Here is a 16,303-nt window from a genome sequence, read left to right as displayed (position 1 = left end):
TGTTTCCTTCTCGTTGAATATATAAATGTCAAATTAAAGGCAGTAATATAATTCCTATATAACTGCCTGTATTCCTTACTTCAAAATCTTACTTTTCAAACTCACCGCGTTGGTAATCGCCCGCTGCTTTTACAAAACCTTCAAACAGTGGGTGACCATCACGAGGTGTTGAAGTGAACTCTGGGTGGAACTGAGCAGCAACAAACCATGGGTGCTCTGGGTTCTCGATAACTTCTACCAGTTTCTTGTCCGCTGACAGACCAGATACTTTAAGGCCTGCTTTTTCAATTTGTGGACGAAGATTGTTGTTCACTTCATAACGGTGACGGTGACGTTCATGGATCGTCGCGCTACCGTATAACTCATAAGCCTTCGTGCCTTTCGCAAGGTGACAAAGCTGAGAGCCAAGACGCATAGTACCGCCAAGGTCAGAGGTTTCAGTACGTTCTTCCACTTTACCTTCACCGTCGACCCATTCAGTAATCAAACCAACTACTGGGTACTTCGTTTCTTTGTTGAATTCTGTTGAGTGTGCGCCTTCAAGACCCGCAACATTACGTGCGTACTCGATAAGGGCAACTTGCATACCAAGACAAATACCTAGGTATGGAATTTTGTTTTCACGAGCATATTGAGCAGCAAGAATCTTACCTTCAATACCACGGTCACCGAAGCCACCAGGAACTAGAATTGCGTCTAAACCTTCAAGCGTTTCGAAACCTTTAGACTCAACATCTTGTGAGTCTACATACTTAATGGTTACGCTTAGACGATTTTTCAAGCCCGCATGTTTTAAAGCTTCGTTAACTGATTTGTAAGCATCTGGAAGTTCGATGTACTTACCAACCATACCGATAGTCACTTCAGCCGTTGGGTTCGCTTCTTCGTAGATAACCTGTTCCCATTCAGAAAGGTCAGCTTCAGGAGCGTCAATACCAAAGCGCTTACATACAAGGTCATCCGTACCTTGAGCTTTGATTAATTGAGGGATCTTGTAGATTGAATCTACATCTTTCATTGAGATAACTGCTTTTTCTTGTACGTTACAGAAAAGAGCAATTTTCTTACGTTCGTTTGCAGGGATAACACGATCGCTACGACAAACCAGAATATCAGGCTGAATACCGATAGACAGAAGTTCTTTCACAGAGTGCTGTGTTGGTTTCGTTTTCACTTCACCCGCAGCTGCAAGGTAAGGAACCAACGTTAGGTGCATGAACATAGCGCGTTCACGGCCAAGCTCAACCGCTAGCTGACGAATGGCTTCCATAAATGGTAGAGATTCGATATCACCCACTGTGCCACCAACTTCAACCAATGCAATATCATGACCTTCAGAACCTGCAATCACACGATCTTTGATCGAGTTGGTGATGTGAGGAATAACCTGAATAGTTGCGCCTAGGTAATCGCCACGACGCTCTTTACGTAGAACGTCTGCGTAAACACGACCTGCAGTGAAGTTGTTACGCTTAGTCATCTTGGTACGAATGAAACGTTCGTAGTGACCAAGGTCAAGGTCAGTTTCAGCGCCATCTTCCGTAACGAACACTTCACCATGCTGAGTTGGGCTCATTGTGCCCGGATCAACGTTGATGTAAGGGTCAAGCTTCATCATAGTCACTTTAAGACCACGAGCTTCTAAAATAGCAGCCAACGATGCTGCTGCAATACCTTTACCTAGAGAGGATACAACCCCGCCAGTAACAAAAATGTAATTTGTCGTCATGTTTAACCTGAAATTGGTTGAATGAGGGAAATGGACTACTTCTGGACGGGGTGTAAATATACCAGAAGCCCCTTATCGCCACAACGTGAAATCTATCACACTGTGGTTTTTTATTTTTTGCTTCAAATCAATTTGTATGACCACTTTTAAGTTAGTCAAAAATTAAAATGAGTCAACTTTTAATCAATCGTAAACTCACAATAGTGGCTACTAATTATTCTGATTCTCTTTTTCTAAACGTTTTACCTCGTCCCACATGGCATCGAGCTGCTCTAAGTTAAAGTCGGTTAGTTGCTTATCTTTCTGATTTACCAACCCTTCTACTTTTTTAAAACGGTTGGTAAATTTCAAGTTCGCTTTGCTCAGAGCCGATTCAGGATTTTGTCCTAGATGACGAGATAAGTTTACAACAGCAAATAATAAGTCACCGAGCTCACTCTCTACTCGCTCTGAATCCATCTCTATTTGCAGGGCTTCTTCCATTACCTCTTCAATTTCTTCGTGCACTTTACCAACGACAGGACCTAATGTGTCCCAATCAAAACCGTATTGAGCTACTTTCTTTTGAATTTTTACCGCTTTTGGAAGAGCAGGAAGAGAGTTTGGAACAGCATCTAAGATACTTTCCACCGATGACTCTGTTCCGTTCACTTGTTCTTTTGCTTTCAATTCTGCTTTTTCTTTGAGTTTCTCAATTTCCCAATTGGCGTTAATCGCAGCTTCATCTTCAAACTCAACATCAGAAAACACATGAGGATGACGACGAGTTAATTTTTCATTCACCGTATCAACCACCTCTGAAAAATCAAACAGCCCTTCTTCTTTGGCCATTTGGCTATAGAAGATCACCTGAAACAACAAATCACCTAACTCTTCTTTTAAGTTTGGCCAATCTTTATTGTGAATCGCATCTACGACTTCATACGTCTCTTCTATGGTGTGAGGAACAATCGTGTCAAAAGTTTGCTTCTTATCCCAAGGACAACCGTTCTCTGGGTCACGTAACTGCACCATGATCTTTTCTAATTGCTCAATTGGATGACTCATTTCTCATATTCCTCTATACAAAAAGGTGAGTAGCCAAAACCACTCACCTTTCAATCTATAAATTTCTACTATATTTGATAGGTTTTACTAAACAGTTGGTTCTTTTAGCAAGGCAGCAAACTTATGAGGCCCCTAAGCATAGCTCGCCTATGTGATGGGGCGATGTAAGTGCCGCTAACGCCGATAAAAAGCCAAATGTGAAGTAAAAATCAGCCGAGGCGCTTCACCGACATAACATCCTTAATCTGCTCTACCCGCGTCGTCACTCGATTAAGAATCTCAATATTGGTCAGCTCTAAATCAAAGTCCATGATCGAAAGCTGACGCTTGTAATCATTGCGATTTTTCATGCTAGTCACTTTGATTTTTTCATTCGACAACAACGAGGTGATGTCTTTTAGTAACCCACTTCTTTCCATCGCTTCAACGCGTACGGTTAAGATGTAAGAACCGACAAAGCCACTGCCCCATACAGTATCAATGATACGCTCTTTCGCATGATGACTTAGCTCTTCTAGCTGCTCACAATCTGCACGGTGCACAGATATGCCTCGACCTTGTGTGATGTAGCCTTTTATCGCATCACCCGGAATTGGCTGACAGCAACGCGCTAGGTGTGTCATTAAATTATCGACGCCTTCAACAACAACCGCATCTTTTTGCGGGCGGCTTTGAACGGCCGGCTTATTCTCGGCTTCTTGAAGCTTCTCAAGCGCTTGCTTATCTTCTTCTTCCGCCGTTGGCTTGTTCACTAGCGCATTAATGTGGTTTACAACCTGATTAATACGCAAGTCGCCACTGCCCACACCCGCGTAAAGCTCGTCTGTTGTATTCACATTAAAGCGTTTCAGCGCATATTCTTGAGCGTGCTTTAATGACGCACCAATCTTAGCAAGTTCAACTTCGAGGATCTCTTTGCCTGCTTCAAGGTTTTGCTCGCGACTCTCTTTCCTAAACCAAGCATTGATCTTAGCTCGCGCTCGACCAGAATGAACAAAACCGAGTGTTGGGTTTAACCAATCACGCGATGGATTCGGCTCTTTTTGAGTAATGATTTCAACTTGATCACCCATGGTCAGTTTGTGGGTGAAAGGTACAATACGCCCTGCAACTTTAGCGCCAATACAACGGTGGCCGACCATAGAGTGTATGTGATAAGCGAAATCGAGTGGCGTTGCACCCATGGGTAAATCGACCACATCCCCTCTTGGGGTAAAGGCGTATACTCGATCATCGAAGACTTGGCTTCGAACTTCATCCAGCATCTCACCTGAATCCGACATCTCTTCTTGCCAGTCGATCAGTTTACGTAGCCAAGTGATCTTTTCATCGTAGCCACTGCGTGCCGTTGTCGCGCCTTCTTTGTATTTCCAGTGCGCCGCCACGCCAAGCTCTGAATCTTCATGCATCTGCTTGGTGCGGATCTGAATTTCAATGGTTTTACCTTCAGGGCCAAGAACGACAGTATGAATCGATTGGTAGCCGTTTGGCTTAGGATTCGCGACGTAATCGTCAAACTCGCTTGGAAGGTGTTTATATTTGGTGTGAACCATACCTAGCGCGGCGTAACAATCTTGCAATTGGTCTGCAATGATCCTTACTGCTCGCACATCGAAAAGCTCATCAAACGCTAAACTCTTCTTCTGCATTTTTCGCCAGATACTGTAGATGTGTTTCGGGCGCCCGCTCACTTCAGCATTAATACTCGCCCCGTTCATCTCAGACGTCAGGTCATCGACAAAGTCAGTAATGTATTGCTCACGAACAATACGACGCTCTGATAGCTGTTTTGCTATCTGCTTATAGGTGTCAGGATGTTGGTAACGGAATGCGTAGTCTTCGATTTCCCACTTTAATTGGCCGATACCGAGACGGTTTGCTAATGGTGCGTAGATATTGGCACACTCTTTTGCTGCCGCTCTACGCACTTCATCAGGCGCTTTTTTTACTTCAATTAGGTTGCAGATTCGTTCTGCCAGTTTGATAACCACGCAACGGAAGTCATCAACCATCGCCAATAACATGCGACGTACGTTATCGACTTGGCCGGAAGCTGCGCTCCCCTCAAGTGTGACATTTAGTTGACCAAGGGCCGCCATCTCTTCAACGCCATCAATCAGCTTAATGGTCTCTTTTCCGTAACTCTCTTCAAACAGCTCACGCTCAAACGCGCCAGCGGAAACTAATGGAAATAGCTGCGCAGCGACTAAGGTGGCCTTATCCATCGATAAGGTCACTAAAATTTCGTTCATTTCTCGGCCGCGCCACAATAGTAGCTGAGCGTCATCACGCCCCTCCACGACCGTTTCGCAATGGCGGTATACTTCTTTTAACCGTTTTGCGATGTTCTTTTCTTGTCCTAGGCTAGCCACCCAGTTATCTAAATCAAACTGTTCGTTTGGGTTTAAATGTGCGCTTCTTACCGCAACCATCTTTTCATCCTAGAAATTATTATCATGCCTTTGACTAACAGCGTCCCTGTTAGTTCTGTATTTTGGTTGTTCTTTTTCGTTACTTATTGCTTTTCAAAAAGAGCCATTGACTCTAAATGGCTAGTATGAGGAAACATATCCAACATACTTAACTTTTTAAGCTGGTAGCCTTGTTCAAGCAAGCTTTGGCTATCCCTTGCAAGGGTAGCAGGATTGCAAGAAACATAAACTACGCTTTTCGCGCCAAATTGTGAAAGTTGATCAACGATCCCACTCGCTCCAGCTCTTGCTGGGTCTAGCAATACCTTATCGAATGTTTCTTGAGCCCAAGGTTCTTTAATTAGCTCTTGCTCTAAGTTTGCTTGGTAAAAACGAGCGTTAGTTAGCTTGTTCGCCACCGCATTCTCTGTTGCCTGTACGACCATCTCATCCACGCCTTCTATTCCGACAACACTGGTGGCTTTTTTAGCGATGGGCAGGCTGAAATTACCTAAACCACAGAAAAGGTCCAATACACGGTCATTCTCCGAAATATCTAACCACTCTGTCGCTTGGTCGATCATTTTTTTATTCACATCTTGATTCACTTGAATAAAGTGATTTGGCATGAAAGAAAGTGTCACGCCCGCTTCTTGATAGGTCGCCTTTAGCCCTGTCACTAAGTCGAGTTGATCATTACTTGGCATCAGATAAAGTGTCGCTTGGTGCTTATTCGCCAACTCAACTAACGATGAGTGATCTTTTTCACTTAGCGATTTTAAGTGCCTTAACACCAGCACAATGCCATTATCCGCTTTCACTAACTCAACGTGGCCTAAACTTTCTGGCGACTTGAATCCTGATAACAGCGATTTCAATTCAGGCAAAAGTGCATTTAAGCTGGGTTCAAGTACACCACAATGATCAATATTAACGATCTGTTTGCTCTGTTTTTTACGGAAGCCAAACTGAAGCTCTCGAGATTTTTTATCAACAAACAAGCTAATGCGGGCACGGCGACGATAGCCTTTGTCATCACCTGAGATCATCTCTGAGAGTGCTAGATCTTGCCCTGCAAATTTACTCATTAACTGGCTAAGCGACTGCTGTTTGTAACTACGTTGAGCATCTAATTCAAAATGCTGCAAGTTACAACCACCACACTGCTGATAATATTGGCAAAAGGCACTGACTCGCTTCTCACTTGGCTCTAATACTTTAATCAACTTAGCTCTTGAGAACTTACTTTTGCTTTCGGTGAGTTGAACAACCACTTTTTCGCCTGGTAGCGCTTGCTCAATAAACACTGGCTTTTTATTCAGGTACGCAATACCCGAGCCTAAATTATCAAGCTTTTCAACTGTCACCGATTGATGCTTAGTCTCGATTTGAGTTTTCTTTTTTGGTTGGAAAAAACGTGCCATGCTCTTTATGCCTAAAGTAATTGCTTGCTGGTTAATTTACCCCCAGTATCACTATTTCTCACTGGGTATATTGTCGAAACGCGCCGACTTGATTAAGCTAAGTGATTCACTTAATGATCCGCTTAGCGGGTTATTTTCCCATATCCAACCCACGATGTTTAGATAATAATGACCAGATATGGCTTACGTGCGCGAGTTATTACCCTTACTTTAGCGCCAACCCTTATAATTGGCTTGCTGCTGAGTAGCTTCTTTTCTTTTAATCGCTACCACGATCTCGAAATGCAAGTGATTAATTCAGGGTTAAATATTATAGAACCGCTGGCCATTGCCAGTGAAGATGGCATGAGAAACCAGAGCCATGAAGCGGTGCGCCGCTTAATCAGTTACTCTCACCGAAAAAATTCCAAATTTGTTCGTAGTATTGCGGTTTTTGATTCTAAGCACGAACTTTTCGTAACCTCTAACTTTCACCCTAATTTCGAATCGTTAACGTTCCCAAAAGATCAGCCGATTCCCCTTTATGGCTCTTCCCATATTGATGACAATTCGCTGATTTTACGAACGCCTATTCTGCCTGAATCGCGCTTAGCTATTGCGACTGAAACGGAAGGAGAAAGCCAAGCCTTTGGCTACATTGCAATTGAACTTGATCTCTCTTCGCTGCGCCTTCAGCAATATCAAGAGATCGTTCTTTCCGTATTAGTGTTGCTACTTGGTCTTGGGCTTTCTGCTATTTTTGCTATGCGTTTAATGCACGATGTCACCCGCCCTATCGAGCACATGAAAAACATGATTCAGCGTATTCGCCGCGGTCACATTGATGTTCGTATCGAAGGAAAAATGCACGGTGAGTTAGATTCCCTTAAAAATGGCATTAATGCCATGGCGGAATCACTATCGGCCTACCACAGTGAGATGCAGCACAGCATTGACCAAGCCACCTCTGACCTTCGTGAAACGCTTGAGCAGCTCGAGATCCAGAACGTGGAGTTGGATATTGCGAAGAAACGCGCTCAAGAAGCGGCTCGAGTGAAGTCTGAATTCCTTGCCAATATGTCCCATGAATTACGAACCCCTCTGAATGGTGTTATTGGCTTTACTAGGCAAATGCTGAAAACTCAGCTAACTAATAGCCAAACCGATTACTTACAAACCATAGAAAAGTCGGCAAACAACCTGCTTAGCATCATCAATGACATATTGGATTTCTCAAAACTGGAAGCGGGTAAACTGGCACTAGAAAATATTCCATTTGAGTTCCAAGACAGTCTTGAAGAGGTCGTCAGCCTACAAGCGACCTCTGCCCACGAAAAGGGCTTAGAGCTTACCCTTAAAATAGACCCTAAAGTTCCGGTTGGTTTAGTGGGTGACCCGCTACGTATTCAGCAAGTACTCACTAACTTAGTGGGTAACTCAATCAAGTTTACTGAGCGAGGCAACATCGATATCAGTGTTGAACTCCGCTCTCAAAAAGATGACATGGTTGAGCTTCAATTTATGGTAAGAGACACGGGTATCGGTATCTCTGAGCGTCAGCAAGCTCAGCTATTCCAAGCCTTTAGTCAAGCGGATGCGAGTATTTCCCGTCGCTATGGGGGCACAGGTTTGGGACTCGTCATCACTCAGAAACTAGTGAGCCAAATGGGGGGAGAAATTAGCCTAACTAGCCGTTTGCACCAAGGCTCGACATTCTGGTTCACGCTGAGATTGCACATCACGGATATGCCAATCAGTCCTGCCGTGGACTCTAAAATGCTAGAACAGCGTCACCTATTGCTGATTGAACCGAACATGCAAGCAGCGTCTATTATTCAACAGACGCTAACCCAAGAAGGACTGATCGTCACTTATCGCTCAAGTATGCCTGAAGAAAATGAACGCTATGATTACGTCATTTTGAACTTAGCACCCAACAAAAATGCTTCTGTAGAGACCATTGGAGAGTGGGTCGAAAAAGCGAAGGCCGTTTCACCGAATGTCATAGTGGGGACACCAAGCACCGAATTAGCGCTCTCTGACCATCTGATACAGTCACATCATGTTCAGTGTATTACTAAGCCATTGTCTCGTAAGAAACTACTTCAGACGATGATTGCGAATCAGCCTCCCACACTTCTTCCGGTGATAGAACCCTCGATCCATGAGACATTGCCTCTTAAGGTCATGGCCGTGGATGATAACCCTGCTAACCTCAAGTTGATCACGGCGCTACTGAAAGAACGAGTAGAAAGTATTATTTCATGCACGAATGGTAAAGACGCGGTTCAGCAGGCAGAGAATCACGCTTTTGATATCGTATTAATGGATATTCAAATGCCGCATATGGATGGTGTCACGGCTTGCCATAAAATTAAGCAGACGGAACTCAATGCCAATACGCCAGTCATAGCGGTAACCGCCCACGCCATGGCAGGAGAGCGAGATCGCCTGCTCAACGCTGGCATGGATGATTACTTAACTAAACCAATCGAAGAGCATATTTTGCATCAGGTTCTGGTGCACTGGAATCCGCATACGGTTGATGGTGAAGTCGAAAAACTCGATATCTCTCAAGGTGAGGTTGATAGCAACATGGATATACCAGAGCAGGCTGCTTTTCCTGATGCCAATCAAACCATTATTATCGATTGGCAAGCCGCATTGAAACAGGCTGCAAATAAAGAGGATCTCGCAAAAGATATGCTTGCCATGCTAGTGAGTTTCATTCCTGAGGTGAGTGCACATATCGATAATGCTTTAGAAGGTGAGCAAACCAACACCGAAGAGCTAATTCACCATGTTCACAAACTGCATGGTAGTTGCTCCTACTGCGGCGTACCGAGACTCAAACAAGTGTGTGCAACCATCGAAACCGCACTTCGCTCTGGTAGTAATATAGAGGATATAGAACCTGAAATGTTTGAACTGCAAGATGAAATGGATAAAGTGCTAGCCACTGCACAGCACTATCTTGACTAAATTTAACTAATATTTTTGCTCTTGATACACATTCCGCTATCCTATATCTAACGATTGAAAGCATAGCGGTTTGTCCAAGACAATAAAGCTAGATATTGCTCGCTCGCGCAACTAGAGTGCTATAAAAACAATAATGATTTTTACCGTTTTCCTTAACATGATACATCGCCAAGTCGGCCTCATGCATTAAATGCTCTAACGAACGATGCTCCATTGAGCTAATACTAATACCGATACTGGCACCAAGTTGAACCTGCCGTTTACAACTTAACGTCACTTTCTCACACGCGCTACGAATGAGCTCCGCTGCAATACCCTCTAAGAGCTCATTATCTTCACTCTCAAGTGGAACGATTACAATAAACTCATCCCCACCCACTCGCCCCACAGTGCCTAAACCCTCTAACGATTGCTTAAAACGAAGCGCCAGTTTGACCAGTACCGTATCTCCAGCGGCATGTCCAAAATGATCATTGACTGACTTAAAACCATCGAGATCAATCAGTAGAAGACCAATGTATGAAGAGCTCACTTGTGCCATCGTCAGCTCACACCCTAATCGATTCCTAAGCTGGGTCAAACTGTCAACCTGTGCGATGTGTCGATAGTGCTGCTCCATCTCTTCAATCTTGACTCTTAATGCCTTCTCTCGCCTCAATGCACTATTCGTTGATTCAACGAATTGGTTGATACTCCGTGTGACCAAACCAATTTCATCGCTACTATGCTTCTTCTCTAGCTCTATTTTATGTTCATTTCCCGGTCTAACACTCAGTAAATTACTCGCAAGTTCCGTTAAGGGCTGTCCTATTACGCGTTTAACCACAAAGACAATAACGACAAACACCACCAGCCACTGAATCAGTAAAAAGGAGATTTGATAGGCAATATCATCGATTGTTTTCTGCCGAATAAAGTCATCATTATCATGAAGCTGAATATAGCCGATCACCGAATCATCAATAGGTGAATAAAGATCAAAGCTGAACGAGTTATCCCAGAAGTGATCCACTTTGTTTTCATCTTTACACCGTTCGTAAGAAGTACCTTTCGTACTGACAATACGCGCTCCCTCCATCTCTTCGTGTAATAAAATGGCATCTAAGACTTCATCAGCGATTTGTTGATTGTTGGCGAAGAGGGCAATAGCGGCTGTATTGGATACTGTTAGCGCCAGCTTACTTTTAAATACATCTTGCTGCTTATGGCGGGTAGCCATACCTAAACTGGTAATAATGAGCATTGCAACGACCATATAACTCACCGCGCTTAAAGCTACAATCGATAATAAATGGTTGGTTAATGAACGAGTCACTCTATTCATGGATCACCATTACCACTTTTAGCTGCTCACTCTCTGGCTTGCTGTCGAGATAGCTAATACTCGCGGGGTTAGCCAAGAGTTTTTTCTGCAAGCTATCAGGGTCATTAAAGCTATCCAGAGGTCGAACCCGACCAGAAAAACGCAGCTTGGCCCAATAAGCATTAACCTGACTGAGTGACATGTTGGTTATGGACTCAAAAAACAGTGAGCGCAACTCACCTTCTCGATCTAACGGGTAAAGACGAATATCGTGTTGATCTGGTCGCTGCCGCCCTAAATATAAAGCGGCTAACTCACTTTTTGAGATACTTTCTATGTGACTATTAGGGCTCACGACAACATATATATCCGCATGTAAGAGTGAAGAAAAAGTAAAGCTGATGAGTATTAATAGTAGTCGCATACTTCCTCCTCAAAAAACAAAGTTCAAAGATAATGTGTATAACTCAAGCTGAGTTTTCGTTGAATTAAGAGAAATATCATTCGCCCATAACCCATAACCGTTAGGTGCTATCTCAACAAAGTCGACTTGTGCTTTTAATGCTGTATTTTTTGCCACATCCCAACGCACTCCAATTGACCAAGTATGCTGCTCAATTCGGCTCAAATTAATATTTTCAATGAGTTGTTGCTGTAGGTAACCTAATTCAGGAGAGACGGTATTCCAGTCAACCAGTGCGGCTTGTGGGTTAACATTAGGGTCAAATATCGACACAATTAGGTAAGGTGACCAGTCATTGATGTAATAGCTCAAAGAAAGATACCCTCCGATTCCCGAAGGCACCACTACTTGTTCTGATTCTGAATGGATAGAAACGACTTCACCTGAAAGCAGCCAGCGTCCATTGAAATACTCAATCCCTAATTGGGTATATAGCATCGCTTCATCTTCAACGACCAAGGCTTGTGCTAATGACTGTGCTTCCTGACTTACACCATTGATCCTCATCAGTGTTATCGCATCCAATTGAGTCGTGATCTGCTGATTAGAAGGTGAAACATCGGTAGTAATACCAGGAGAGTAAATAATGGAGCCACGAGCTCGCCAATCATCCCAAAGCGCTTTAATTGTTAAAGAGACCAATTTCGTTCCACTGGTGTCGATTTTCTCCCCAATAGGAGTCTCTACGGAGGTTCGAAAAAGCCCTATTTGAGAGCTGAAATACCAATCAATCTCAGAATGATATAAGTGATACATTACATCAAGGCCATCAACCGATTGGAACGGAAGCCAAGAGTAGATCTCGAGTGGAGGACGAACCCAGTTATGCCCATAGTCGATATTTCGTGTTTCAGTCGCCCAAAAAGCATCAGCAGGGAGACGGCCAAGTCGAAAATCCCAATGTTCACTTGGTTGATAGCCAATAAAGCCGATCTCAAAAACATCGCCCCAATCGCTGCTGACTCTGTCCTTGGCTACGGCTTGTATCGTGGTTCGCCACTCTGTATTTAAGGAATAATCTAACTGAAGGCCGAACCGTGAGTCAGAAACCCAAGATCCATTGGTTGTACTATCAAATGGTTGAGAGAGGTCACGCCTAAAGCCAATATTATCTTCAGACTCATAGCTATACGCTAAGGTACCAAAACCAGAAATGTGGACGTCATTAGCCCATGAGGAAGAGAAATAAAGGGAACAATATAATAAAAAACAATAGCTAAGGTACCGATTGCACATGTGGCATACTCCCTAGTAGGAAGGAGACCAGGCGAATAATTCATTTATGTATCGATTAAGCCTTTATTATTATTACGATATAGCTTGAAATTGCCTACTCAGATTTTATTTATAAATCTAATACTAGGACTCAAGTAGCACCGTCGCCACTGCATAATGACGTTCATCTGAAATTGTCAGGTGGATATTCGCCACGCCTAATTTTTCAGCTCGCTCTAATGCCTTGTTGGACAAACGTAATATCGGTTTTCCATGTTCATCATTGCTGATATGAAAATCTTGAAAAGAAATACCCTGGGCGATTCCTGTCCCAAGCGCTTTTGAAGCTGCTTCTTTAGCTGCAAATCGTTTTGCCAAATACCTACCTTGCTGTTTAAGTTCAAGAAAAACTGACATTTCAGATTCGGTTAAGATTCGTTTAGCAAACGCCTCCCCCGATCGGGAGAGGGCTTTTTCAATCCGTTCTATTTCAGCAATATCTGTACCTAAGCCAAGAACAGGCATACAGGCTAGCCTCTTGCTGCTTGCATGATGGCTTTCATATCAGCCACTGACTTTTGCAAACCGTCAAACATCGCACGTCCCATAATGGAGTGACCAATGTTCAGCTCATAGATTTCAGGAAGAGCAGCGATTGGCGCCACATTGTGATAGGTCAAACCGTGACCAGCGTTAACCACAATACCAAGGTCATTCGCGTAGCTTGCTGCTGCAGCAATTTTCTTTAGCTCGTCTTGTTGGTCTTCTTCTGTCTTCGCATCCGCATAATGACCCGTATGAAGCTCAATGAATGGCGCACCACTCTCTTTCGCTGCATCAATCTGCTCACGGTCAGCATCAATAAACAGAGACACTTTAATACCCACTTTTGTCATTTTAGCCGTCGCCGCTTTTATCTTTTCAAGCTGACCAACAACGTCTAATCCACCTTCTGTGGTGAGTTCTTCTCGTTTTTCAGGGACGAGACAAACAAACTCAGGGAGTGTTTCAAGTGCAATGTCTACCATTTCATCAGTCACTGCCATCTCTAAGTTCATACGCGTCTGTAGTGTTTCACGCAATACACGTACATCTCTATCTACAATATGGCGACGATCTTCACGTAGGTGAATAGTAATGCCATCCGCTCCTGCTCGCTCTGCGATTTCTGCGGCGTGAACAGGATCAGGGTATTTAGTACCACGTGCATTTCGTAACGTTGCAACGTGATCGATGTTTACCCCAAGATAAATTGCGCTCATTTTCCAATACTCCGTGTTTTAGGGATACCTATTCTTGGTAGGAATAGCTCCCGACTTTTTAATGGTTTGCCGCCAAGATACGGCTTTAATGCCATGCGTGTAAAGCGTTTTGCTGCTTTTAACTGCGCTTTCGTGGTGAATCGTCGTTCACTGATAGCAATCAACTCGTCACCTAGAAATGAATAATGATCCTTTCTTACCGAGGCAATAAAACCTTGCTGCTCTCGGTAGCGATAAGTCATGGTTGGTTCAACAGGTTCACCTGTGCCGGCGCAGTGAATAAAATCAACACCATAGCCAAGGGCTGCAAGCAGTGCGAGTTCAAAGCGTCTTAAGGCAGGTTCAGGGTTATCACACTGAGCCAGTTCAGTCAGCGCGTGAAGATAATCATGAAACAGCGAAGGCATGGCCACTTCGGCAACCAACACTCGACCGATAAGCTCATTAACATACATCGCGGAATAAAGGTTTATTCCCGTTAAAGGCAACCCTAAACTGATAGGCTCTGCTTGACGAAGTGTTTTCATCGAGCTATTACCTGACCACTTCAAAAGCAGTGGGGTAAAAGGCTGTAATGCCCCTTTAAGATTGGAGCGTTTACTTCTCGCCCCCTTAGACATTAAGGTAAGTCGGCCATACTCTTCACTAAAAACGTCAAGAATTAAGCTCGATTCACTGTATGGGCGTCGATGTAATACAAAGCATCGCTGTAATCCTTCACTCATACCTTTACCTTAATAGAGATACAAAAAGAGAGAGTTAATACTCTCTCTTTTATCGGATAAAAACAAACATCGCTAACGGCTATTTAGTCTTAGCGGTCATGTCATTTTTATAAGTCGTCGATGTAGCCCAGAGAACGCAATGCACGTTCATCGTCAGCCCAGCCCGATTTCACTTTCACCCAAGTTTCAAGATAAACCTTACGACCAAATAGCTCTTCCATATCAAGGCGAGCTTCGCGACCGATGGTCTTGATCTTATCTCCACCTTTACCAATCACCATTTTCTTCTGACCAGTACGCTCAACAAGAATAAGGGCATTGATATGGAAACCATCAGTATCAGGGTTGAAGTCGAAACGTTCAATCTCGACGGTTACTGAGTATGGAAGTTCATCACCAGTAAAACGCATTAGCTTTTCACGAATGATTTCAGACGCCATAAAGCGCTGTGAACGATCGGTTACATACTCTTCAGGGAAGTGGTGTGTCGCCTTCGGTAAATGTTCACGCACATGCTTACGCAGTACATCAATATTCTTACCATGCTTCGCTGAAATAGGCACAACGTCTAGGAAGTCCATCTTTGAAGAGACTTGCATCATGTGCTGCATTACGTCGTTACGATCCTGAACGTTATCCACTTTGTTGATACACAATACAACTGGGAAGTTCGCTTTACGTAGCTTGTTCAACACCATTTCATCGTCGTCAGTCCAATGCGTACCGTCAACAAGGAAAAAAACTAAGTTAACATCACTTAATGAGCTGTTAGCAGCACGGTTCATTAAACGGTTAATCGCTCGCTTCTCTTCAATGTGAAGCCCTGGGGTGTCAACGTAAATCGCTTGATACTCACCTTCCGTCTCAACACCCATAATACGGTGACGAGTAGTCTGTGGTTTACGCGAAGTAATTGAGATCTTCTGCCCCAGAATGTGGTTCAGCAGTGTCGACTTACCTACGTTCGGACGACCAACAATGGCAATAAAACCACAGTGTTGATTTTCAGGAGCGCTCGGTTTTGCATCTGATGCAAAGTATGCATCAATATCGAATTCGTTATCAGCCATTGGTTTATTTTCCGCCATTGGTTACCAGCTCTAATGCTGTGCCAGCGGCCGCTTGTTCTGCTTTGCGACGACTGGTACCTTTTCCAATAACAGGCTGTCCTAGGCCTGCCACATCACACGAAACCGTAAACTCTTGGTTGTGTGCTTCACCTTTAATATTAGTCACTGTATAGACAGGCAGTGGCTTTCTTCGACCTTGAAGGAACTCTTGAAGACGAGTTTTAGGATCTTTTTGTGATACGCCTGGTTCGATAGCGTCTAGGCGAGTCTTATACCAGCTAAGAATAATACCGCGAACCGTTTCTGTATCACTGTCTAGATAGACAGCGCCAATAATAGCTTCTACTGCATCAGCGAGAATTGAGTCACGGCGAAAGCCACCACTCTTCAACTCACCTGGACCTAATTTTAAGTACTCTCCAAGTTCAAATTCACGGCCTAGCTCAGCCAGTGTATGACCTCGAACTAAGGTGGCACGCATACGACTCATGTCGCCTTCGTTTACCTTAGGAAAGCGATGATATAGATCATCCGCTATTACAAAACTTAAAATTGAATCGCCCAGAAACTCAAGACGTTCATTGTGCTTACCATGAGCACTTCTGTGTGTTAACGCTAAATCTAAATGATCGGCATCAGCAAACTGATAACCGATCTTTTTTTGTAGCTTTTCAATAGGAGAATTCATACTCT

Annotated in this window: 13 protein-coding genes; 1 reads left to right on the top strand and 12 read right to left on the bottom strand. The window is 43.7% G+C overall.

Annotated features, from left to right (window positions below):
* Nucleotides 1–88: 88 nt before the first annotated feature.
* The 4 genes from pyrG to rlmD form a co-directional block, all read right to left on the bottom strand.
* The gene (pyrG, locus tag KP803_RS15960) at nucleotides 89–1,729 is read right to left on the bottom strand and encodes a CTP synthase (RefSeq protein ID WP_248009855.1); all 1,641 of its coding nucleotides are present in this window, start codon (nucleotides 1,727–1,729) and stop codon (nucleotides 89–91) included.
* 210 nt (nucleotides 1,730–1,939) lie between these two features.
* Nucleotides 1,940–2,776, bottom strand: coding sequence for a nucleoside triphosphate pyrophosphohydrolase (mazG, locus tag KP803_RS15955; RefSeq protein WP_248009854.1), 837 nt, complete (start codon nucleotides 2,774–2,776; stop codon nucleotides 1,940–1,942).
* Nucleotides 2,777–2,985: 209 nt separating this feature from the next.
* Entirely contained in the window at nucleotides 2,986–5,208 is a 2,223-nt protein-coding gene (relA, locus tag KP803_RS15950) for a GTP diphosphokinase (RefSeq protein ID WP_248009853.1), read from the bottom strand.
* Nucleotides 5,209–5,291: 83 nt separating this feature from the next.
* The gene (gene rlmD, locus KP803_RS15945; protein WP_248009852.1) at nucleotides 5,292–6,611 is read right to left on the bottom strand and encodes a 23S rRNA (uracil(1939)-C(5))-methyltransferase RlmD; all 1,320 of its coding nucleotides are present in this window, start codon (nucleotides 6,609–6,611) and stop codon (nucleotides 5,292–5,294) included.
* A gap of 168 nt (nucleotides 6,612–6,779) precedes the next feature.
* Between rlmD and barA the strand changes: the two genes are divergently transcribed.
* A complete protein-coding gene (barA, locus tag KP803_RS15940; RefSeq protein WP_248009851.1) occupies nucleotides 6,780–9,572 on the top strand; it encodes a two-component sensor histidine kinase BarA in 2,793 nt (930 codons plus the stop codon).
* An 88-nt stretch (nucleotides 9,573–9,660) separates the two neighbouring features.
* On the opposite strand, the gene KP803_RS15935 is transcribed toward barA, so the two are convergent.
* The 8 genes from KP803_RS15935 to rnc all read right to left on the bottom strand — a co-directional run bounded on the left by KP803_RS15935 (nucleotide 9,661) and on the right by rnc (nucleotide 16,298).
* Nucleotides 9,661–10,896 (bottom strand): GGDEF domain-containing protein, encoded by a 1,236-nt coding sequence (locus tag KP803_RS15935; protein WP_248009850.1) that lies wholly within the window; start codon nucleotides 10,894–10,896, stop codon nucleotides 9,661–9,663.
* The gene (locus KP803_RS15930; protein WP_248009849.1) at nucleotides 10,889–11,299 is read right to left on the bottom strand and encodes a hypothetical protein; all 411 of its coding nucleotides are present in this window, start codon (nucleotides 11,297–11,299) and stop codon (nucleotides 10,889–10,891) included. The genes KP803_RS15935 and KP803_RS15930 overlap by 8 nt, the downstream gene beginning before the upstream one ends.
* 9 nt (nucleotides 11,300–11,308) lie before the next feature.
* Entirely contained in the window at nucleotides 11,309–12,574 is a 1,266-nt protein-coding gene (locus tag KP803_RS15925) for a hypothetical protein (protein WP_248009848.1), read from the bottom strand.
* Nucleotides 12,575–12,697: 123 nt separating this feature from the next.
* Complete coding sequence (gene acpS / locus KP803_RS15920; protein WP_248009847.1) at nucleotides 12,698–13,078, bottom strand: holo-ACP synthase; 381 nt, start codon at nucleotides 13,076–13,078, stop codon at nucleotides 12,698–12,700.
* Nucleotides 13,079–13,083: 5 nt separating this feature from the next.
* Nucleotides 13,084–13,815, bottom strand: coding sequence for a pyridoxine 5'-phosphate synthase (gene pdxJ, locus KP803_RS15915; protein ID WP_248009846.1), 732 nt, complete (start codon nucleotides 13,813–13,815; stop codon nucleotides 13,084–13,086).
* Nucleotides 13,812–14,540 carry a DNA repair protein RecO gene (recO, locus tag KP803_RS15910; protein WP_248009845.1) on the bottom strand — a complete coding sequence of 243 codons (729 nt, stop codon included), beginning with the start codon at nucleotides 14,538–14,540 and terminating at the stop codon, nucleotides 13,812–13,814. Before recO ends, pdxJ begins: the two co-directional genes overlap by 4 nt.
* Before the next feature lie 107 nt (nucleotides 14,541–14,647).
* Nucleotides 14,648–15,610, bottom strand: coding sequence for a GTPase Era (gene era / locus KP803_RS15905; RefSeq protein ID WP_248009972.1), 963 nt, complete (start codon nucleotides 15,608–15,610; stop codon nucleotides 14,648–14,650).
* Between the two features lie 4 nt (nucleotides 15,611–15,614).
* Nucleotides 15,615–16,298, bottom strand: a complete 684-nt coding sequence (gene rnc, locus KP803_RS15900) for a ribonuclease III (RefSeq protein ID WP_248009844.1) — start codon at nucleotides 16,296–16,298, stop codon at nucleotides 15,615–15,617.
* Nucleotides 16,299–16,303: the final 5 nt, after the last annotated feature.

This window comes from Vibrio amylolyticus, assembly GCF_023145695.1.
GTDB classification, from domain to species: domain Bacteria; phylum Pseudomonadota; class Gammaproteobacteria; order Enterobacterales; family Vibrionaceae; genus Vibrio; species Vibrio amylolyticus.
This window is presented reverse-complemented; position numbering and strand designations above follow the sequence as displayed.

Excerpts from the sequence above, each read along its gene's own strand:
- pyrG (WP_248009855.1), bottom strand. The coding sequence starts at position 1,729 with ATGACGACAAATTACATTTTTGTTACTGGCGGGGTTGTATCCTCTCTA.
- mazG (WP_248009854.1), bottom strand. The coding sequence starts at position 2,776 with ATGAGTCATCCAATTGAGCAATTAGAAAAGATCATGGTGCAGTTACGT.
- relA (WP_248009853.1), bottom strand. The coding sequence starts at position 5,208 with ATGGTTGCGGTAAGAAGCGCACATTTAAACCCAAACGAACAGTTTGAT.
- rlmD (WP_248009852.1), bottom strand. The coding sequence starts at position 6,611 with ATGGCACGTTTTTTCCAACCAAAAAAGAAAACTCAAATCGAGACTAAG.
- barA (WP_248009851.1), top strand. The coding sequence starts at position 6,780 with ATGACCAGATATGGCTTACGTGCGCGAGTTATTACCCTTACTTTAGCG.
- KP803_RS15935 (WP_248009850.1), bottom strand. The coding sequence starts at position 10,896 with ATGAATAGAGTGACTCGTTCATTAACCAACCATTTATTATCGATTGTA.
- KP803_RS15930 (WP_248009849.1), bottom strand. The coding sequence starts at position 11,299 with ATGCGACTACTATTAATACTCATCAGCTTTACTTTTTCTTCACTCTTA.
- KP803_RS15925 (WP_248009848.1), bottom strand. The coding sequence starts at position 12,574 with ATGTGCAATCGGTACCTTAGCTATTGTTTTTTATTATATTGTTCCCTT.
- acpS (WP_248009847.1), bottom strand. The coding sequence starts at position 13,078 with ATGCCTGTTCTTGGCTTAGGTACAGATATTGCTGAAATAGAACGGATT.
- pdxJ (WP_248009846.1), bottom strand. The coding sequence starts at position 13,815 with ATGAGCGCAATTTATCTTGGGGTAAACATCGATCACGTTGCAACGTTA.
- recO (WP_248009845.1), bottom strand. The coding sequence starts at position 14,540 with ATGAGTGAAGGATTACAGCGATGCTTTGTATTACATCGACGCCCATAC.
- era (WP_248009972.1), bottom strand. The coding sequence starts at position 15,610 with ATGGCTGATAACGAATTCGATATTGATGCATACTTTGCATCAGATGCA.
- rnc (WP_248009844.1), bottom strand. The coding sequence starts at position 16,298 with ATGAATTCTCCTATTGAAAAGCTACAAAAAAAGATCGGTTATCAGTTT.